Raw genomic sequence first — 19,709 nt, forward strand, 5'->3', positions numbered from 1 at the left:
CAGTCGCGATCCACTCGTGAAGAAAATGAACGAGGACGAAAAGCAGAAGGTCGAGACCAAGGGCAAATAAGCCAAATTGAAAGCGGCGGACTTTGGTCCGCCGCTTTTTTTCGTGCCGCTCTGTTTGCCTTCCTCGCGCAATTACCCTTGGCAGTTACTTCTTGATGGCAAACACCCAGACGACGCCGCCCTGCGGCACGTTGTTCTCGATACCAATGTTGTTGGTCGTCAGAGCGTCCTGGATGCGCTGGGCGTCTACGCCCCATCCGGACTGGATGGCGATATACTGCGTCCCCTCCACTTCGTACGCAACGGGCATGCCCACGATGCCGGAGTTGGTCTTCTGCTCCCAAAGCAGTTCGCCTGTCTTGGCATGGAAGGCGCGGAACATCCGGTCGTTGGTACCTCCGACAAAGACGAGGTCGCCAGCGGTGGCCGTCACCGAGCCAAACAGGTGCGATCTGGGGTAAATATGCGACCAGACCTTCTTTCCCGTGGCCGGATCCCACGCCTGCAGTTCACCAAAATGAGTAGCGCCGGCCCGAACCTTCAGACCGATATCTTCGGGCTTGGTCCCGAGCCAAAGCTGACCGGGAACCAACGGCACCTTCTCGCCGGTAAAGCCGCCGCAGAAGTTCTCGTTGGCGGGAACGTAGACAAAGCGGGTCTTCGGACTATAGGCCGCTGACGGCCAATCCTTGCCGCCCCATAGCGATGGACAGAACTCAACCCGCTTGCCAATAACCGGCTTGTGAGCCGGATCTACAATCGGCTTGCCCGTCTCGGGTTCAATGCCCTTCCAGACGTCGGTATAGACATAAGGCCAGCCGGCCACATACTTGATGCTATCCGGCTTGCGCTCGAGTATCCAGAAGATCGCGTTGCGTCCCGGATGGATGAGGCTCTTGAAGATGCGGCCATCCCTCTGCAGGTCGACCAGCATTGGCGCTTCCACCTCGTCCCAATCCCAGGAATCGTTCTGATGGTACTGGAAATAGGTTTTGATTTTGCCGCTATCCGGGTCGAGTGCCAGCACTGAGGTTGTGTAGAGATTGTCGCCGGGGTGAGTATCTCCCGGCCACGGTGCGGCGTTGCCGGTGCCCCAGTAAATGGTCCTGGTGTCGGGATCGTAGTTGCCCGTCATCCACGCAGAGCCGCCACCCGTTTTCCAGTCGTCGCCGCTCCACGTTTCGTTGCCAGGCTCGCCTTTGCCGGGAATGGTGAAGGTCCGCCACAATTCTTTGCCGTCATTGGCATCATACGCGACGACATAGCCCCGCACGCCGAATTCACCGCCGGCGGCACCGACGATAACCTTTCCATCGACAATCAGCGGCATCAGGGTCAGGTACTGACCCTTCTTGTAGTCCTGGACTTTGATGTCCCAGAGGACTTTGCCCGTTTTGGCATCGAGCGCGACCACATGGTCATCCGTTGTAGCCAGGTACAGCTTGTCTTGCCACAATCCCACCCCGCGGTTGGTCGGGTGCAATTGGAAGAGATCGTCGGGGAGCTGACGTTTGTAACGCCAGTACTCATCGCCTGTCTTGGCGTTGAGGGCGATCACCTGGCCCTGTGGGGTGGCGACGAACATCACGCCATTGTTTACGATCGGCGGAGCCTCGTGCCCTTCAATCACGCCGGTCGAGAAGGTCCACACGGGTACCAGGTCTTTCACGTTCGAGGTGTTGATCTGGCCGAGTGGGCTGTATCCCTGGCCGTCATAGGTTCGGCGATAGAGCATCCAATTGCTAGGTTCCGGGTTCTTCAGGCGGTCGGCTGTCACTGGGGTGTATTTCTCAATCGGGCCGGCAGGGGCAGCGATTGAAAATAGGAATGTGGACGCGACAACGCTCGACAATAGCCATTGCTTTCTGGTCATGGACGTCATCTCCCTAGCTCTTTCTCTCTGCCCACCCTTGGTGGTGCGATCATCTGGGGCATGGGAATCAGATGCGACCGCGCCCCATCACCCTGGTTGTTGAGCACCTACCCTTCCAACGAATGTTGCAGCTATAGTGAGCGAGCCGTCGGCAATTGCCAGCGGGAGTGGCGGCAGACGCCGGGGCGCGGGCCCGAACACGACTTGCGCGCCTTTCCGCGGATTGAATTCGGAATTGTGACAAAAGCACTTGAGAACGTCTTTGTCGCCCGTCTCGGACTTCAGCCAGCCGGTGACAGAACATCCGGTGTGAGTACAGATGGCCGAATAGGCTGCGATGCCCTCAGCAGAGCGTGAGCGGGTCTCCTCATTTCGCCGGGATCAAGCCTTATGACCAGGATCTCGTTCAACCGCGAGCCGTTGCGGACGACCGACGTATTGGGGTCCTTCGGCCAGGCGTGCAGCGGCGGTTCGCCGAGCTTCACGTCATCGGGCGCGATGACGGCGCCGACGCGTTCGCCTTCGGAGACAACAAGAAGATCGCCTTTCTTCGGCCGGTCGCTGCTGCCGGGCTGATCTTCTTGTGCCGCAGCGAACCTCCCCCCCGTCAGAAACGCTCCGGTGGCGAGCGTCGTCAAAAGAAGCGAGCGTCGCGTTTGCTTCGGACACCGCATCTGTCCTCTCCAGCTCCGCTATGAGCCTGGATCTCAGTCGCGTGTAACCTCGGCGCTTGACAGCAAGGGTAATAAACCACGCGTCAGGGAGACGAGGTTACGCTCAGTCGTGCGACACCTCCAGAAGGCTCAGCGCGGCTTTTCACCGCTGCCTGTCGCTCCGGTCGAGGTGCCTGTGGCTGAGCCCGTTGTCGGCGGAGCAGAGTCAGTCTTTCCAGGGGGACGGGCGGCAGCACCGGGCTTTTCCTGCTCGCCGACATACCCCGACTCACCGGACTGGCGAGTCTTGGCGCCCTTGTCAGCCTCCTCCTGCATTTGTGGGTTCGGTGCCGGCTGCTGCTGCGCCAGCGCTGGCAAGGTGATCATCGTTCCGCTCGCGACAAGCATCGCAACCATTGTGGTTCGCATGGAAAGTCCTCCCCATCGTAGCGTCACTTCTAAGAATACCAACGCGCCGGCTCGCGATGGTTCCTAGTTCATCCTGCTATTTTCAAGACAAGGGATGCGGCAAGGCGCGCAGCCGCGCTGCTGGTGAGATACGCAACATAGAAGGCATAAGGCGCCGATTCGCGTAAACATGATCCCAGCGCCGAACGGCCTTAAGAACGCTTACGTCGGCCATTCGGCGGGATCAGCACGTCGCAGAAGGGCCAACACCGGACATGCAGCGCCGCATCGTCGACCGTGTCGAGCCGAAGACCTTATTCCCCTTCGGAGCGCCGGGCGAAAGTCCCGTGCATGCGGCACCATCCCATCGCCAGTGATTGACACCGGCTCCCGCTTCTGGTTTTCGCCCCATAGCGTGGGTTGAAGTACATGGGCAATCGCGTGAGGTTGATCCTTGGGGCGGTCCAATCGCGTACCGCCCTATTTTCATGTGTGCTACCTAGTTGGGTAGCAAAATGGTAGCAGGAAAAGCAGATCATGACTGACGATCAGGTCAATCTAGTCGTTCAGCACCTTTGCGAGCAATTGCACTTGGCGCTCCGATTGAAGGGCAGCGAGGCACATCCACCAAACGCCAAGGATATTGGATTCGATCCTGCCTCTGTAAGAACTGTATTGCTGACCGGCTTGCGTTCGGCGGGTGTCACGATCCACCACGAGGCAGCCGGGGCGAGCGAAGAGCCGCCGTGGTCCTAAACGCAAAACGCGGGACAGAAGCCCCGCGCCAATATCTCAGTTGGTGGTCATTTTCGACCGACTTACCCGGTTATCTCACCGGTTGATGTCCGTGTTGCCACGGAAGCAGAAGGGGCGAATGCGACTCCGGCAGCCGCCGCTGGGCCCTCGTGATGCCGCTAGTCAAATCGCACATGTGCAGCAAATGCTGCCGCACGCGGCGGTCTTAGATACGAAACATGTTGACAGGGCTCGGCTTTATTCGTCCTTCCATTTGATCGAGCAGCCAATAGACGCCTTTTGCTCAGCCGGCGCCACACCGGTGGTCGCAATCGCACGCATGGCCTCGACTAGCTCTCGGGGTGCCCCCGCGCGAGGCGGAGTTGTGCGGCCTTCGTCGAGCCGGCCGCGATACTTGGAATTGCGGTCGGCATTGTAACCGAAGAAGTCCGGCGTACAGACCGCCCCATACGCCCGTGCGACTGTCTGGGTCTCGTCGTGGAGATATGGAAACGGGAAATCATGAGCTTTCGCGAAGCGCTTCATGTTCTCAAATGAGTCTTCGGGATAGCTCGCCGCATCGTTCGAGCAAATCGCCGCAAAGCCTACGCTCTCCGACATCAGCACGCGGGCGTCCGAAACCATGCGGTCGATCACTGCTTTAACATAGGGACAATGGTTGCAGATGAAGACGACGACCGTGCCTTTTTCGCCCGCAACGTCGTCCAGTGTGTAAGTCTTGCCGTCGGTGGCCGGAAGCCGGAACTCGGCCGCCGGCGTATCAAGAACGGCTTGAGTAGCTGTTGTCGCCATATTGCACCTCCTTGTCCCGAAGACGCGTCTGCCGCATAGCGATGAGGTCGCCGATGCTATGGAGACCTTGCAGGATAGTTCACTCTCGCGGTGTCTCAAAGCTTCAGGGTTCCGGCGCCCGGTTGGGAGATCTGCATGTCGGCGAAGCGGCACGAGCCGCTGCGGCGCTGGAAGAGAGAGACGCCGAGCAGCCAGACGTTGACGACGGTTCTGGCAGGGCCGCCGATGTGCTCCTTGTAGTCCGCGTAGATGTCGCGCTCGTCGCTGACCCACTTGCCGAGATCGGCGAAACCGCTGCGGACCGCCATGTGCGACTCGAGCGGCGTCCAGCGCGGGATCGGGCACCGGAACGCGGTGCCGATCGGGAGGCTCGAACTCCAGAAGTAGGTGAGGTCCTGGCCGTCGTCGAACTCCGCGGCGATGGAGAGGTAGTCGTGCGAGGTGAGCTGGTTTTCCGGCAGCCGCGACGGCAGCTCCTCGACGATCCAGCGCCAGCTCAGTTTGGTCTGCGGCTTCAGTTCGATGCCGACGGAGCGCTGCAGAATGCCCGCGTTTTTCAGCGGCTCGACGGAAATCGCGCCGTTGCCGATATCATTGAAGATGACCGGGCCGCCGCCCAGCATGAAGAAGTTGCGCCAGCCCGCGGGCAGCTTGCGGGGCGACTGGAGCCGCGCCAGTTCTGCAGCAACGATGCCGTCGACGTCGCCGTGGCTGAGCAGGCTTGTCAGGCCGGCGAGCGCGCTGCCGCGCCAGACCAGCGCCACGCCGTAGATGCGCGCGTCCGCCTTGGCGTACTCGTCCTTCGGCACCGCCAGTTCGCCATCCGCATCCTTGAACTCGACGAGCGATCGCGCCATTTCGAGGGGACCGTCGGCGGCGGCCGTCATTGTCCCGGTGTTGCTCATCGGATTGAACATGGGGCGGGCGCCCCGGGTGCGTACGTGAAACGCAACGCCAGGCTCGACCCACAGATCCTGTTCGCGGGCGAGCCACACGCGGCCGCCGAGCAAGAACGTTACTTCCTGCCCCTTGGTGAGGGTGATCCCGAGGTCCTTCCACGGCAACTCGAATTCACGAGTCCGCAGAGTACGGAGCGTAACCAGAGGATACGGAGCGTAACTATGCACCTCCTGTTGCACCTCATCGGACGCCTCGTCGCCGTCGTCGCGGTCTGCCTGACCACGGCCGTGGCGTGGGTCATGATCGATGCACACCGCGCGATCGATGCCGACGCCGCGGCGACGGCGGAACGGGTCGGCCAGCGCCTGGAGAGCCTTTACTGGCAGAAGCTGCTGTGGCGCGACGGCATGAGTCGGGAGATGCTTCTTCCGATTCCCGACTGGCAGATGCTGACCATTGCGAGCGTCATTTCGCCGGGGAACTGCGTGACGTTCAGTCCGCCCGGCGAGGCGCCGCGGCAACTGTGCAGCCAGATTGAGGCGCTGGGGCCGCCAGCGCCGGCGCCGTTCGCCGCCGTCTTTGATGTGCTTTTCGGCCCACCAACACCGGTCCAGCGCTACCTTACCGTGCGCGACTGGAACGCCGGCTTTATCACCGCCGCGGCGGCGCCAGAGGCCGCGCTACGGCTGGCATGGCGGCAGGTTTCCGTCGTCACAGGGGTCGCGGCGGCTATGGCCGCAGCCATTGCTGTGCTCGCTGCGATGATGATCGGACACGCGCTGATCCCGGCGCGCGCCATCATCAATGGACTGCGGCGGCTGCAGCAGGGCGATCTCGACTGGCGCCTGCCCGGCTTCCGCACCGCCGAATTCAACCTGATCGCGCGCGCCGTCAACGACCTCTCGGCGGCGCTGGCACGCACCAATGCCGCGCGCACGGCGCTCACCGCGCGTCTGCTTCAGGTGCAGGAAGAGGAGCGCCGGGCTCTGGCGCGGGATCTCCACGATGAGTTCGGGCAGTGCCTGACGGCGACGGCGGCACTGGCGGCGAGCATCGCGACCGGCGCGTCGCCGGAACGGGCCGACCTTGCCGATGACGCCCGCGCCATCGCCCGCATCCAGCGGCGGATGATGGAGAACCTGCGCAGCGCGCTGGTGCGCCTGCGGTCTCAGGACGTCGAAGAGATCGGGCTGGAGGCGAGCCTCCAGCAGCTCATACGGGACCACAATATGCGGGCGGCCCCGGGCGCCGTCTTCCGCCTGAACGTGATCGGCAAGCTTGCCGCCTTGCCGAAGCAGGTGGCGATCGACATGTACCGCATTGCCCAGGAATGCTTGACCAACGCGGTGCGCCACGGCTCGCCGACGGAGGTGGAATTGAGCGTCGAGTGCGCCAGCGCCGGGGATGGAACGATCGCCCTGACCGTGGAGGACGACGGCGGCGGCGATGCGGCGTGCGTCGATCCCCACCATGGACATGGGATCCTTGGCATCCGAGAAAGGGTTGCAGCCCGCGGCGGCAGCCTGTCGATCGGCAAGGCGGCCCGCGGCCTACGCCTGTCGGCGGTCATCCCGCTCATTGGGCCGGGACCTGCGCCGGCCTTCCACGGGGCGCCCGCATGACCCCGGTTCGCATCCTGCTCGTTGACGATCATCCTGTCGTCCGCGAAGGCTATCGCCGGCTGCTCGAACGCCAGGCCGGATTTCAGGTGTGTGCCGAAGTCGGCGACGCGAAGGCGGCCTGTTGCGCCTACAAGGACCACCGTCCCGACGTCGCCGTCATGGACATCGCCCTGCCCGGCGCCAGCGGGCTGGAGGCGGTGCGCCATATACGCCAATGGGACAGGGACGCCCGGGTTCTTGTTTTCACCATGCACGCTGGCCCGGCCTTCGCGCTCAAGGCATTCGAGGCCGGCGCATCGGGATACGTGACAAAGGGCACCGAACCGGAAGACCTGCTGAGCGCCGTTAAGACTGTCGCTGGCGGAGGACGATTCTTGAGCGAGGATATCGCCCGCGCCGTCGCGGCCGACCGGCTGGCCGGATCGCGAAGCGTGGTCGAGCACCTGGGCCCGCGCGAAACGGAAATCCTGCGCCTGCTTGCCTCTGGAATAACAAGCGACGCGATTGCTGAACTGCTCAACCTCAGTCAGAAGACGATCCGGAACCATCACTACGCCATCAAGAACAAGATCGGAGCAAAGAACGACGCGCACCTCGTCTGGCTCGCCGTCAGCGCGGGTCTCGTCAGCATCGCGGACGCCCGTTTCGATGTCGATCATGTGTGACACGCGGCAGTCCGAAATGACATGTGGCGTTAGCGTCGGGGTCCATGCCGGCGAAACCGAAGAGCTAAAAAAGGAGCCAAAATTTTGGCTCGTCTCAGAAAGCTCCGCAAAGTGGCGCGCCGCGGCCGATGAAGATGGGCACTATTGCTTCGCCGTAGCGCTATGACGCTATAGTCGATTACGCGCTCCAACCGACTCGGGTTGCGGATACAGCAAATCATTTATGTCTGCAGGCTCGACCAAACCGTCAGGTTCCAACCGGGATCGCAAGAGTCGTCGCAACCGGACGCCTCTGCCGCCATCGACAATACACGACCTGGTGGCGCCGGGCCCCTCACCTGACTGATGTCTTTTCGAGGAATACGCGAAACGCCTGCGCGCAAACCCGCCTTGTTCCGGTCAAAGAAGCGGAGAACTATCCCAACGAGAAAGACCACATAACAAACCGCGGAGGATCGTCCATGAACCGCCTGCGCTTCGGTATCTTTCTTGCGCCCTTTCACAAACCCGGCATCAACCCGACGCTCGCGCTGCGAGGCGATCTCGAGCTGATCCAGTGGCTCGACCGCTGCGGCTATGACGAGGCCTGGCTCGGCGAACACCATTCGGCTGGAACCGAGCTGTCGGCCTCACCCGAAATCATGATCGCCGCGGCCGCCGAGCGAACCCGTCACATCAAGCTCGGCACCGGCGTCATCAGCGTGTCCTATCACAATCCGCTGTGGGTGGCTGAACGCATCGTGCTGCTCGACCATCTGACTCAAGGGCGTGCCATGCTCGGTCTCGGTCCGGGCTCGCTGCCGACCGACGGCATCATGATCGGCTTGCAGCAGAGCCAGACCCGCGGGCTGCTGGAAGACGGGATGGGCATCATCACGAAGCTTCTCACCAGCGACGAGCCGGTCACGTTCAAGAACGATCGCTGGGATTTGCGCGACGCGCGGCTGCATCTGCGCCCCTACTCCAATCCGCTGTTCGACGTGGCGGTCGCGGCGGTCGCCTCTCCGACCGGCGCGAAGCTCGCCGGCCGGTATGGTGCCGGCATGCTCTCGGTCGGGGCCACCACCGCCGCCGGCTTCGACGCGCTGGCGCTGCACTGGGACGTGCTGACGACAGAAGCGAAGGCGCACGGCAAGACCGCGGACCGCAGCAAGTGGCGGCTCGTCGGTTTGTGCCATATCGCAGAAACCAAGGAGCAGGCGTATCGCGACGTCGAGTACGGCATCGAGCACTGGTTCCGCTACTTCCAGCAGGTCGCAGCGTTTCCGCAAATGGCTGTGGTCGGCAACTCGGTCAGCGAGATGATCGAGTTCATCAACGGCTCCGGTCTGGGCGCCATCGGCACGGCGGACGCCTGCGCCGCGCAGATCGAGCGGCTGTGGCAGCAGTCGAATGGCGGGTTCGGCGCGTATCTCCTGCTCGCGCACAACTGGGCCAATCCGGCGGCGACGCAGCGCTCGTACGAGCTCATCGCGCGCGAGGTGATGCCGCAATTCCAGGGCCACGCCCAAGCAACCCTCGATGCCGCGCGCCGTGCCAAGGATGTGCGTGAGAATCTTGCGGCGGCACAGGCTCAGGCCGTGGAGGACGCGAGAGCGCGCTACGGCGCGGAGGTCGCCAAGCGAGGCGGCTGAGATTCGCGCATCTTCACGTCGACTGAAGAGCCATCCGCGGTCGCGCAGCAGAAGATCGGCGGCATAGCTGCGGCGACGAACTGCGGCATTCGACCGCCGCCGGCAGGCCTCGGCGGCGAAATCGCACAAAATCGTACCGTGGCGCGCCATAGCCGATGAAGATGGGCACTATTGTTTCGCCGTGGTGCAATGACGCGGCGCCCGGCTGCGCGCTCTGATCTGCTAATCTGCGACAGCCAGCGATCTTGCGCTTCGCCTTATGGGCGGCTGGCCTGTCAACTTCGCGGGTGGTCCGGTTACGTTCGATAGCGGCCCTTTCAACCAATTCCGGGAACGGCGTGATGGGCCATTACCGGAGGTGGCTACGCTGCTAGTTCTGCGCTCCCAGACCGAGAAGCTCGCTAAGACTTTCCTATCTCTCGAAATGCCCTGGAGAAGTCGTGCTTGCTATTGAAGGCATGGCGAACCGCAATGCAGCGGCAACCGGCCGACGTTGCAGCCTTCCAGGCCCGCGGACGAGTCTTCGAAGACGAGCGCATCGTTAGCACGCGTTCGCAATCGAGAAAGCGCTAAAAATGAGTGGCTAACGTCTGCGAGGTCCAGTGCGGCGCCGCCTTAGCCAAACGTAAACGCGAAGGCCTCGACGCCTAAGTTGAGGAACTCGACTTCCACCGTTCGCTCGACAATGGCGCCTGGCTGTCGGATCAATTGATAAAGGCGCTGTTCGGTCACCGCGCCGTAACCTTGCTCATCCACGTCGAGGCCGTGCGCGTCGCCCGGCGGTTTGCCGTCGATCGTCACGCGGAAGCGCACCGGAGTTGCTGAGGCTGGCGGGCTCATGACGAGATTGACGTCGCGGGCGTGAAATCGGGTCGCAAGCACGCCCCCCGATGCGTTCAGCACCGAGGCGTCGTCGCGCACCGTCCAGTCTCCGGCGAGCGCCCACTCATTTGGCCGCAGACGAGCGGGCTGCTCATACGCTTTAGGCTCGTTGCGGATGGCGCCGCCCGGTGAAGCGAAGTTTTCCGTGCGAACGTATCCAAGATAGTTCTCAACTGACTTGAGCGTTGCCCAGTCGGCTGCGACTTCGAAGCCGCGGGGATCGACCGCGACGAGATTGCGATCGATGCTGGCGGCTCCGGCCTCGGCCAGGAGCTTCTGAATGAACCTCTCGGACTCGTCGTACGAGCCTTCGCCAAAATGATGATGGCGGACGCGTCCCTGAGCATCGACGAAGTAGAGCGCCGGCCAGTAGTTGTTGTCGAAGCCGCGCCAGATCGCGTGCTCGCTGTCCACGGCGACGGGATAGGTGATCCCCAGTCCTTTCACGGCCCGTCGCACGTTGTTGATGTCCTTTTCGAACGCGAACTCCGGCGAATGGACGCCGATCACCACCAGTCCCTGATCCTTGTACTTCTGTGCCCACGCCCGGACGTAGGGCGCGGTCCGCAGCCAGTTGATGCAGGTGTAGGTCCAGAAATCGATCAGGACGACCTTGCCGCGTAGCGCCTCCGGCGTCAGCTGCGCCGAATTCAGCCATTCGTTCGCTCCCTTGAGCGAAGTCAGTTGCGACTGGCCGGCGGTCGCCCGGGCCGACGTCCACTGAAACCACGAAGTTGTTGCCTGCGGCATGGACTTGCTCCAGAAGAAGTCGGCGATTGGGGCCGCGATCGCTATGGCGAGAACTGCGGTTGTCAGTCGTTTGCGGATGCTCATGATGGACTCCTTCCAGGGGAGGGAAGTGCGCCTGCGTCACCTGACGCGAGGCGCACGGTTGTACGTCGAAGATCGCCTCAACTGCGAACAACGGCCTTCAGCGAGTCGACGAAGATCCAGAAGGAGAGAGCGAGAAGACCGACATCCTTCAGAAGAAACTGACCGGGCGCCACGGTAATGGCTGGTGGGCCGAGTTCGGCCACGAAGACGCCTGGCGTCGAGATCATGAAGCTGATGGTCGTGACGAAGAGCCCCGCCGAAAGCAGACCGCCCGCTGCAGAGAATATCGGGTTCGCCAGTCTAAGAGCGATCAGTAGCCCGATGCCAAGTTCAACAAAGCCAAGGAAGGTCGAGAAGCCGCGTACCGAGAACAGCGCATAAAACCAGCTCAGAAGCGGGCTGTTCTCCACGAGCGGCACCAGGCCTTGTGCCTCGTAGTCCGTGAATTTCATGCCACCGAACCAGGCATAGACGATCGCGAGCGAGGCGTAGAGTCCGAACCGGCCGAGTGGTTCGGCGTAGACGAGCACATGCCCCGCGTGATCGCGCCAACCGGCAATGGCGACCGGCGCAAGGACCGGCGTTGAGACGGAGATATTGAAGAGTGACATGGTAGCCTCCGTACTGTTGGACATGGGTTACGCCGCAGCCGCGGTTCGGTATCGCGCCGGCACTGAGCTGAGAGAAAGGTTTGGCATGAGCTTCTGCCGCGCCGCTTCGTAGCTGGCCCAGTCCGCTGCATCTGGAAGCGAGGGGATGGTAACGACTTCACCTTGATCGAAGCCGGCGAGAGCCGCGTCGACGAGGTCATCCGACCTCATGACGATGTTGGACGGCAGATTTTCGACGGCGCCACCGGCTGCGTCCCAGAAGTTGGTCGCTGTCGCGCCGGGCAGGACGGTCTGGATACGCACGTTCTTGTCAGCCAGTTCCTTGTGAAGCGACTGGCCCAGGGCGAGAACAAAGGCTTTTGTTCCTCCATAGACGCCGTTCAGAACTTCCGGCGCGATGGCGACCACCGAGGCAATGTTGATGATCGCCCCGCCTCCGCGGGCGACGAGCGGCTGGCGTTCGGGAACATACGCGGAAAGCGCTCGACCCTGTTCGACTATTGTGGTCGAGCCAAGTGGATCGCGGATGCCGGCGTTTCAGCGCACGCTGATAGCTGGCTAAACACGATCGAGGAGGCGGCGGGTCGCACGGACAGAGACCGAGAATACCTCGGGAGACGCGAATGGAAGCAGGCGACCATGCGTATGAACGTGTTGTCGCAAAAGGCATCTTTCGCTCCCACACCGGACTTTTCGCAGGTTGCATCGCCTAGGAAGGCGCTTCGTGCGTTCGTCGACGATACGCGGCGCGCCGGTTCGCGACTTCTTTTCGCCGCAGCGCATGAGGACGACCTGCGCGTGCTGGAACGGATGAGTGGAGTCAAGGCGGAGCACTTTACGGATTGCGGATTTTGATTCCGCGATTCGGAGGTTCGATCCGTCCGGCCGCGGTCAGGACTGAAAGCACTGAGTCCGTTATACAGAAAGCGCTGTTCGGGGCCGAATTTTTAGGGGCGTTTGGAAAGCGCTGTTCGATGTGGGTCTCGCGATACACCGGACGTCTCGGACGCGTCGATCCGGCCACCGTTACGCGCTCTAACGGTTGGATTTTTCACTGTAAGCCATTGATCTGCAATGAACGGATTTCGGCTCGGTTGGAAAAATTCTCTTGAGATATCAATACGAATAGGATGCCTCTTAATCAGCGGGTCCCAGGTTCGAGCCCTGGTGCGCCCACCATCGCGAAAGCGTTCTTCTTCAATAGGTTACGGGAACGGTCGCCGAGAACAAAGCGGGTCTCGTGCGACGTTTTTTGTGGTCGTACGCCGCACCGCCCAGATCGCTGTGCGACTTTTCCTTTGCTTTGTATCTTCTCAGTTGTCCGCGCTTGAACGGTAAGTGGCAAGCGGCACGCTCTGAACTCCCTCAATCTTGCGGCTTGCAGCTTCCGGACCGATCGCTAGTCGATGTATCGACTAACGTGGGCAGCGTGTGCACGATGTGTGCGCCGGGACATCAAGAAAATCCAGCAACAACCTACGTCTTCAGGCTGAACTGAACGCTCTGCGGTTGTCAGTTGCGGGGGAGGGACTGATCTCGTTCGGCAAGCTGCTATTCTGCGCCAATCACGAGCCGAGGCCAAATTCGCGGAATGGCGGTTATGGAAGGACCGCTTTTGGTCGCCGGCTCAGATGCAACACATGCGCCTCTCAGCCGGGTTTTCAATTTGCAATGTCTCGCGTGACCGTTCGTTGAGCTGACGTGCCACTTTGCTCAGACAGGCTTGCGAGTGCAGCGACGGCGGCACCGGGAAACCGAGCGTCCGGGCGGTATGGTGGTTGAGACGAGCTCGAACTTTGACGCCTGCACCGACCGGGGCTGGTGATATGAGATGCAGTTGAAGCTAATTTCCATGCGGGCGGCATCGTCCTCTCGATCTGTCGCCTTCACCAAGCTTGCCCTTCTGCATCGGCGGGGACTCGACCTGGTCGGAGCGATCCTTGCTATCTCCTTCTGCAGGCGGTCTGAAGCGACTGTCCGTAAGAGAGCGGCCCTTTACTCCCCTAGCTACCAGCTGCGAATGATGAATCTTGGTCCGCCGCGGCCGTAGCCGCGATCGTAGTAGCCGGGGCCAGCGTAGTAGTTGTAGCCCCGGCCGGGGAAGTAGCTGGGGTCATGGTAATAGCGCAGGACATAGCGCGGTCCTCGGGTCCGCCAGCAGCGTCCATAATACTCGTTGCAGACCAGACCGACCTGATCGACGTTGGAGACTTTGGCGGAGCCGATCGTCGTCGCGTTGAGGGGCGCGGCGGGAGCGGCGGACGCGAGCAGCGCGGCACCGAATGCGCCCAGTGCGATGGCCTTCAGTCGCTTCCAGGATTTCGGCACGCACGTCCTTGTTGTGCTGGGCGAAGACGGGTCAGAAATTAAGCTGGAGCAATCCGAATGCGCCATGCGCGACCCTTCCCGTACCGCCGCTGCTCACCGGGTAGTCCCAGTTGGCTGAATATTCCACGGCCACCTTCAGCCCGTCCATCACCCACTCGCCTCCGGTGAGGAAAAGCCGGTGTTGCGGGACGAATCCGATCCGGGTTGGCACGCCGCTTTGCAGGATCGACACTCCCGCCATGTCCTTGCTGCCGGAATATCCCACCGAGACGAAGTTGCCCTGTGCACCGATCTCCGTTACCCACGGATTCCAGTCGAACTGGTAAGCAATCGAAGCTTGCCAGGTCATCGGCATCATGCTCCTCGCAATGCCGAACTCGTCGAAAAACCTGGCTTGCTGAAGGGCGGTATTTACCTCGCCGACGAACGCGAATGGGCCGAAGCTGGTTTTGAGGCTCGCGGCCACTCCGGGAATCCTGCCGATCTGACTCAGGAACGGCAGGTAGGACGAATGCAGAAATCTGCTTTCGAAAACGGAGGTGTTATAGTCGACGTGGAAGTCAAGGGTCCATGGACAAATCAGCGAGTCCTTCAACTGGTCATAGGGCACGCCGCAATGGCCCCTCGTCCGGAAACCGAGAGTAGCATTGTAGTCGTCGATTTTCGTCCGGCCGGGGATGATGCTGTCGCTGCCTCTGTAGGCCATGACTGAGCCGTAGAAGGGCGGCGGATCGAAGGGGAATGTGACTGGCGTAGGCCGGAACGGACGCTCGGGCAGCGGGGTGTAGCCGAGCCAACGCATGAGTTGGCTCACGGCCGGTGCGACGACCAACGGACTAACGCGTGGAACGACGACCGGCGCCGGCGGCGGCTGCCGCGGTGGAGTTGGCCAGGCGAATTCCAGGCCTCCCGCCGTCTGACGGTTCTCAAACACCTCGGTGGTAAGCGGAGTGCCGATCGATAGCGTATCCAGGCGTGCCACGCCCGTGGACGTACCGAAATGCAAAACCTCGACGCCGAAACGGGCAGCGATCGGGAATTGCATCAGATCGCCAACTGTAACGTGAGTCCGATCAAGCGTGAAGCGATCCACGCCTACGCCGGGGACGTTGGTCGGCACCACTGGTTGATTCCCGGTCGGGAATATAGCGCCAGTGCCGCTGTCGAAGTGGAGAACCAGAGCACCGGTCAACCAGTCGCTCAGCTTGATATCGAAATCGAGCTCCGCCGTACCCAGCGACAGGTTTTCCTGGGTAGGGCCGGTGAACGAGCCGGCCCGCGAGGCCACGCCTTCAACCACGCCGCTCAGCGTGAGGAAGTTATTGATCTTCGGCCCGGTCTTGTTGAGTGTGTCCCGGATGATCTGCCGCGTCGCGTTCTCGTTCGCCGCCCAGCCGATCTCCAACTCTTTTACGCGCTCGTGAAGCGGCCTTTTCGCTGCGGCTTCCGACAAATCTGGAGCGGGCAGTGGGGGCGGATCGACGGGTGGTGACACGCCCGTGGGTGGATGCTTCGCCGCAGTTACAGCAGGCTTCGGATGTTGGTGCACCTCCGTGGGCTTGGTCCGCCGCGCCGGCGATGTCCCCTCCAGGGCGCTGAGACGTTCGGAAAGTTTGCGGTTCTCCGCCTTTAGCTCTCCAAGCATACGCCGGAGAGCTGCGATGTCCTCGTTCTCCGCGGCGGCGGCATAAGAAGGGACAAACAGCATGAGGCTGAACAATGCCGGTACAGCGCCAAAGGCCAGCGGGTACCGTGAGTAGTCGCAGTGCCAACTGCGCGCAGTCGACTTTACGATGCCAGTTTCTGCAGCGTGCCAACGTCGCTCAGATCCGGCGACGAGCTCATCCCGCTTACCCCAGAGCATGCGCGGCCCCATCACTACCGCAGTTCGACGTCACTCACGTGGCCGAACTAACTCGTTCATAGCAATTCCGCACTGGTGATCAGATTGTCTCAACGGCGTTTCATCCGTCAACCCGATTGCAGACAAAGCCCCACTCAACAGCACGGAGCAAATAATTGCCGGAGCCCCCCAGCAATGTTGGAATAAGAGTGACGCGGATGACGAATTACGCAAGCGCCACGAAGTGCTATATCCAAAGTGATGTATCTAGATTACCCGCAGGAGCTGCAAACAGCCTCGTCGGCTGTCAGGCAACTTCAAGTGGCCGTAGAGTTTTTGCCACCTAAAGCCCCCTAAAGTGCGTAAGTGCGTAAACACGCATGACCCAATTTGGAACCTGCATGTAATCCAAATGGGTGGATTGTGCCCACAAGAACATCAACTTAAAATTTCCACTCGCCTTGATGATCTGGTCCTCAGTCTGGTCCAGGAAAGGCAGCGTTGCGGAAATTGATTACGACGAAGCCTCACTATGCCGTTAGCGCGACCGAAATAAAGTCGGCGCAAGGCCGACAAAAAATCGGACTCGTGGGAATAGTGGGCGAATAATAATTGTGTTGCCACTGCGAGCGGCACAGCGGTCAGAAAATCCCGCATTCAACGGGCCTTCCCAGACGGAGTTCGATTTTCAACTAGAAGTCAAATACAACTGGAGGTCAAAGGAAGGGGGCGTCGAATGTTGGCGTGGCTCATTTCCTCTAGCGTGCGTTTGCGCACCCTCATTGTAGTTGCCGCCTCGGGCCTGCTTATCGTTGGCGCCGTCGACGTCAGGAACAAGCCCCTCGACGTCATCCCCGAACTGGCGCTGCCCTCGCTCACCGTGAAGACTGAATCGCTTGGCCTCTCCAGCGCCGAGGTTGAATCGCTGATCACCGTGCCGCTGGAAGCGGACCTGCTTAATGGCGTCCCATGGCTTCAGGTCATCCAGTCGGAATCGATGGCGGGACTCTCGACGATCGAGATGGTCTTCGCGCCCGGCACCGATCTGATGAAAGCGCGCCAGATGGTGCAGGAACGGCTGACGCAGGCGCACGCACTGCCGAACGTCTCCAGCCCGCCGGTTATGCTTCAGCCGGTATCCTCGGCCAGCCGAGTGATGAACATCGGCCTGAGTTCGCAATCCGTCTCGCTGATCGACATGTCCGTGCAGGCGCGCTGGAATATCGCACCGCGCCTCGCCGGGGTTCCGGGTGTGGCGAATGTGTCGATATGGGGTCAGCGCGAGCGGCAGGTGCAGGTGCTTGTCGATGCCAGGAACCTGAACAAGAAGGGCGTCAAGCTGGATCAGGTGATCAAGACGACCGGTGAGGCGGTGTGGTCCTCGCCGCTCACCTACCTGAACTCGTCCACGCCCGGCACCGGCGGCTTCATCGAAACGCCGAACCAGCGGCTCAGCATCCGTCACCAGCTGCCGATCTCCACCGTGGGTACCTTCGCCAAGGTGCCGCTGAGCGGCACGACCACGAGCGTCGGCGACGTCGCCTATCTCGTGGAGGGTCATCAGGCGCTGATCGGAGACGCCATCGTCGGCGAAAACCCCGGCCTGATGGTGGCGATCGAGAAGTTCCCCGGCTTCAACACATTGGATGTGACGCGCGGCGTTGAGCGCGCGCTCAACGAACTGAAACCGGGGCTGCCCGGCATCGAGATCAATACGACGATCTACCATCCCGCAAGCTTTATCGAACGCGCGACCAGCAATCTGGGTAAGGCCTTGATCATTTCGATCGTCCTGGTCGCCATCGCGCTTGGCCTTCTGATGGGCAGCTGGAGGAGCGCGGTTATCGCCCTGGCTGCGATGTCATTGTCGTTCGTCTGCGCTGAACTGCTGTTAAGGGCCGCTGGAATCCCGCTCAGCATGATAGTCGTCGGCGGCCTGCTGATGGCGTCCGGCGTGATCGTGCATGACAGTGTTGTCGACGTTGACAACGTGCTGCGCCGCTTGCGTGCACCGTCACGCGACGGACGGTCCGGCTTCCTGGTCGTCGTCCGTGCGATGCTGGAAACGCGCCGGCCGATGCTGTATGCGTCGCTGATCGTCGTGGTCGCAGTGCTGCCCGTTCTGTTCATGCAAAGCCGGTCCGCTGCGTTCTTCGCGCCGATGGCCTGGGCTTATATCGCCGCCGTGTCCATCTCGATGCTGGTGACGCTGATCGTGACCCCAGCGCTGGCCGCGGTGCTGCTCGCCAATGCGCCACTGACCCCGGCGGCCGGTTGGATCAGCGATAGGCTGGCCGCGCCTTTCGATCGGATCGTCGGCCGCGTCATCCACGCGCCGCTCGCCTGCATCGCCGCCTGCGTCGTGGCAGCGATCGCGTGTTTCGCGCTGTGGAGCCCGCTCGAACGCAACATGGTGCCCAGCTTCAGAGAGACCGATCTGGTGATCGAATGGCAAGGCCCCCCCGGCACCTCGCTGCAGGCGATGACCCGATCGACCGAGAACCTGATCCGCGACCTGCGGCAGATCCCGGGAGTGCAGAACGCTTTCGCCAATCTCGGACGAGCCGTGCTTTGCAACTGCGAACGCGCGACGGACGTCAATGCGGGGCACGTATGGGTCAACATCGATCCTAAGGCCGATCGCGAGACAACCGTGGATGCGGTCGAAGCCGTCATCACCGCCTATCCCGGGATGCGGGGCAAGGTTGGGACATACCTGTCCACGAAGTTGCGCGAGGCGCTTACCGGTGACCCGGACACCCTCACCGTCCGTGTCTATGGCAACAGTCTAGAGGTCCTTCGTGCCAAGGCGGAGGAGATCCGCGCATCGATGGCGAAGATCTCCGGCATTGAAAATCCCCGGGTCGAATTACAGGTCGAAGAACCCTCGATCGAAGTCAAAGTGGATGTCGATCGCGCTGCCGGTTACGGCCTGAAGCCGGGCGACGTCCGCAGGGCGACCTCCGCGATAGTCGGCGGCATCACCGTCGGTGCGCTTTTCGAGGACCAGAAGGTTTTCGACGTGGTTGTCTGGGGCCGACCGGAGTTGCGCGACAACATCGATGACGTGCGGAATCTGATGATCAACAGCGAAAGCGGGTCCCAGGTTCGCCTGGCTCAGGTTGCGGACGTCCGCATCGCGCCGGCCACCAGCATCATCCAGCGACAGGGGTCCTCGCGTCGTATCGATGTTTCCGCGAAAGTGGACGAGCGGGCGCTTGGTGATGTGGCGGATGACGTCGCCAGGAATGTCAAACAGATCGCATTCCCGTTCGAGCACCGTGCCGAGGTGCTCGGCGAATACAAGGAACAGCGAGCCGCCCTGCGATCGATATACAGCTACATGGCGGCGGCGGCGGTGTTGATGTTCCTGCTGACGCAGGCGGTGCTCCGCAGTTGGACGCTCAGCGCCCTGTCGCTGCTCGGCGTACCGGTCGCTGCACTCGGCGGTCTTGCTACCACCGCAATCAATGACGGTGACTTCTCGCTTGGGTCTCTGCTGGGTCTGGCAGCGGTGCTCGCACTGATGGTGCGGCAGGGCATCGGTCTGGTCGCCCATTTCCAGCATCTGCAATTGAACGAGGGTGAGCCGTTCGGCGAAACGCTGGTACGTCGCGGCGTTCAGGAACAGTTCCCGAGCATCATCGCGTCATCGGTGACGGCGTTCGCGCTGGTGCTTCCGTTCGCGATCATGGGTGATGTCGCCGGGCTCGAAATCGCGCACCCGCTCGCGCTCTCGGTCTTGGGCGGCGTCGTTACCATGACGCTCGGAACGTTGTTCGTGCTGCCGGCGCTTTACCTGCGGTTCGGCGCCGGCTGGACGGCCGACCGGCTCGATCTTGAAATGGAGACGGCGTCATGACCGCCGCGCGCTTCACTTCGAACGTTGTGAAAGGAGA

General features: G+C 61.7%; 13 protein-coding genes and 3 pseudogenes. 6 read left to right on the forward strand and 10 right to left on the reverse strand.

The features are described 5' to 3' along the window. Positions 1-154: 154 nt before the first annotated feature. The 3 genes and pseudogenes from CP49_RS41070 to CP49_RS41080 all read right to left on the reverse strand — a co-directional run bounded on the left by CP49_RS41070 (position 155) and on the right by CP49_RS41080 (position 2,964). Positions 155-1,882, reverse strand: coding sequence for a methanol/ethanol family PQQ-dependent dehydrogenase (locus tag CP49_RS41070; protein WP_057855774.1), 1,728 nt, complete (start codon positions 1,880-1,882; stop codon positions 155-157). Between the two features lie 87 nt (positions 1,883-1,969). Then, positions 1,970-2,556: pseudogene (locus CP49_RS41075) on the reverse strand (QcrA and Rieske domain-containing protein). A gap of 129 nt (positions 2,557-2,685) precedes the next feature. Further along, positions 2,686-2,964, reverse strand: a complete 279-nt coding sequence (locus tag CP49_RS41080; protein ID WP_156438930.1) for a hypothetical protein — start codon at positions 2,962-2,964, stop codon at positions 2,686-2,688. Positions 2,965-3,480: 516 nt separating this feature from the next. On the opposite strand from CP49_RS41080, the gene CP49_RS41085 reads away from it, so the two are divergent. Next, positions 3,481-3,699 carry a hypothetical protein gene (locus CP49_RS41085; protein ID WP_057855775.1) on the forward strand — a complete coding sequence of 73 codons (219 nt, stop codon included), beginning with the start codon at positions 3,481-3,483 and terminating at the stop codon, positions 3,697-3,699. A 237-nt stretch (positions 3,700-3,936) separates the two neighbouring features. On the opposite strand, the gene CP49_RS41090 is transcribed toward CP49_RS41085, so the two are convergent. Beyond that, complete coding sequence (locus tag CP49_RS41090; protein WP_057855776.1) at positions 3,937-4,491, reverse strand: thioredoxin family protein; 555 nt, start codon at positions 4,489-4,491, stop codon at positions 3,937-3,939. A gap of 95 nt (positions 4,492-4,586) precedes the next feature. Next, entirely contained in the window at positions 4,587-5,555 is a 969-nt protein-coding gene (locus CP49_RS41095) for a DUF3047 domain-containing protein (protein ID WP_245311128.1), read from the reverse strand. A 57-nt stretch (positions 5,556-5,612) separates the two neighbouring features. On the opposite strand from CP49_RS41095, the gene CP49_RS41100 reads away from it, so the two are divergent. The 3 genes from CP49_RS41100 to CP49_RS41110 all read left to right on the forward strand — a co-directional run bounded on the left by CP49_RS41100 (position 5,613) and on the right by CP49_RS41110 (position 9,312). Beyond that, positions 5,613-7,013 carry a HAMP domain-containing sensor histidine kinase gene (locus CP49_RS41100; RefSeq protein WP_057855777.1) on the forward strand — a complete coding sequence of 467 codons (1,401 nt, stop codon included), beginning with the start codon at positions 5,613-5,615 and terminating at the stop codon, positions 7,011-7,013. After that, positions 7,010-7,678, forward strand: a complete 669-nt coding sequence (locus tag CP49_RS41105; RefSeq protein WP_057855778.1) for a response regulator — start codon at positions 7,010-7,012, stop codon at positions 7,676-7,678. The genes CP49_RS41100 and CP49_RS41105 overlap by 4 nt, the downstream gene beginning before the upstream one ends. 461 nt (positions 7,679-8,139) lie before the next feature. Next, entirely contained in the window at positions 8,140-9,312 is a 1,173-nt protein-coding gene (locus CP49_RS41110; protein WP_057855779.1) for an LLM class flavin-dependent oxidoreductase, read from the forward strand. 615 nt (positions 9,313-9,927) lie between these two features. On the opposite strand, the gene CP49_RS41115 is transcribed toward CP49_RS41110, so the two are convergent. From CP49_RS41115 to CP49_RS41125, 3 genes and pseudogenes are all read right to left on the reverse strand, one after another. Continuing rightward, entirely contained in the window at positions 9,928-11,028 is a 1,101-nt protein-coding gene (locus tag CP49_RS41115; protein WP_057855780.1) for a thioredoxin family protein, read from the reverse strand. 77 nt (positions 11,029-11,105) lie between these two features. Then, positions 11,106-11,639, reverse strand: coding sequence for a YkgB family protein (locus tag CP49_RS41120; RefSeq protein WP_082646501.1), 534 nt, complete (start codon positions 11,637-11,639; stop codon positions 11,106-11,108). Positions 11,640-11,666: 27 nt separating this feature from the next. Beyond that, a pseudogene (locus tag CP49_RS41125) lies at positions 11,667-12,086 on the reverse strand (SDR family NAD(P)-dependent oxidoreductase); the annotation flags it as partial. Between CP49_RS41125 and CP49_RS44135 the strand changes: the two are divergent. Next, positions 12,087-12,482: pseudogene (locus CP49_RS44135) on the forward strand (transcription-repair coupling factor); the annotation flags it as partial. Between the two features lie 1,164 nt (positions 12,483-13,646). On the opposite strand, the gene CP49_RS41135 reads toward CP49_RS44135, so the two are convergent. Both CP49_RS41135 and CP49_RS41140 read right to left on the reverse strand, forming a co-directional pair. Further along, positions 13,647-13,946, reverse strand: a complete 300-nt coding sequence (locus CP49_RS41135; RefSeq protein WP_057855842.1) for a hypothetical protein — start codon at positions 13,944-13,946, stop codon at positions 13,647-13,649. 52 nt (positions 13,947-13,998) lie between these two features. Continuing rightward, complete coding sequence (locus tag CP49_RS41140; RefSeq protein WP_156438931.1) at positions 13,999-15,831, reverse strand: hypothetical protein; 1,833 nt, start codon at positions 15,829-15,831, stop codon at positions 13,999-14,001. A gap of 715 nt (positions 15,832-16,546) precedes the next feature. Here CP49_RS41140 and CP49_RS41145 point away from each other — a divergent pair. Then, positions 16,547-19,672 (forward strand): efflux RND transporter permease subunit, encoded by a 3,126-nt coding sequence (locus CP49_RS41145; RefSeq protein ID WP_057855783.1) that lies wholly within the window; start codon positions 16,547-16,549, stop codon positions 19,670-19,672. Positions 19,673-19,709 lie beyond the last annotated feature (37 nt).

Source organism: Bradyrhizobium valentinum (genome assembly GCF_001440405.1).
In the GTDB taxonomy this organism is placed as follows: domain Bacteria; phylum Pseudomonadota; class Alphaproteobacteria; order Rhizobiales; family Xanthobacteraceae; genus Bradyrhizobium; species Bradyrhizobium valentinum.

Excerpts from the sequence above, each read along its gene's own strand:
- CP49_RS41100 (WP_057855777.1), top strand. The coding sequence starts at position 5,613 with ATGCACCTCCTGTTGCACCTCATCGGACGCCTCGTCGCCGTCGTCGCG.
- CP49_RS41140 (WP_156438931.1), bottom strand. The coding sequence starts at position 15,831 with ATGCTCTGGGGTAAGCGGGATGAGCTCGTCGCCGGATCTGAGCGACGT.
- CP49_RS41080 (WP_156438930.1), bottom strand. The coding sequence starts at position 2,964 with ATGCGAACCACAATGGTTGCGATGCTTGTCGCGAGCGGAACGATGATC.
- CP49_RS41085 (WP_057855775.1), top strand. The coding sequence starts at position 3,481 with ATGACTGACGATCAGGTCAATCTAGTCGTTCAGCACCTTTGCGAGCAA.
- CP49_RS41120 (WP_082646501.1), bottom strand. The coding sequence starts at position 11,639 with ATGTCACTCTTCAATATCTCCGTCTCAACGCCGGTCCTTGCGCCGGTC.
- CP49_RS41115 (WP_057855780.1), bottom strand. The coding sequence starts at position 11,028 with ATGAGCATCCGCAAACGACTGACAACCGCAGTTCTCGCCATAGCGATC.
- CP49_RS41145 (WP_057855783.1), top strand. The coding sequence starts at position 16,547 with ATGTTGGCGTGGCTCATTTCCTCTAGCGTGCGTTTGCGCACCCTCATT.
- CP49_RS41090 (WP_057855776.1), bottom strand. The coding sequence starts at position 4,491 with ATGGCGACAACAGCTACTCAAGCCGTTCTTGATACGCCGGCGGCCGAG.
- CP49_RS41110 (WP_057855779.1), top strand. The coding sequence starts at position 8,140 with ATGAACCGCCTGCGCTTCGGTATCTTTCTTGCGCCCTTTCACAAACCC.
- CP49_RS41105 (WP_057855778.1), top strand. The coding sequence starts at position 7,010 with ATGACCCCGGTTCGCATCCTGCTCGTTGACGATCATCCTGTCGTCCGC.
- CP49_RS41070 (WP_057855774.1), bottom strand. The coding sequence starts at position 1,882 with ATGACCAGAAAGCAATGGCTATTGTCGAGCGTTGTCGCGTCCACATTC.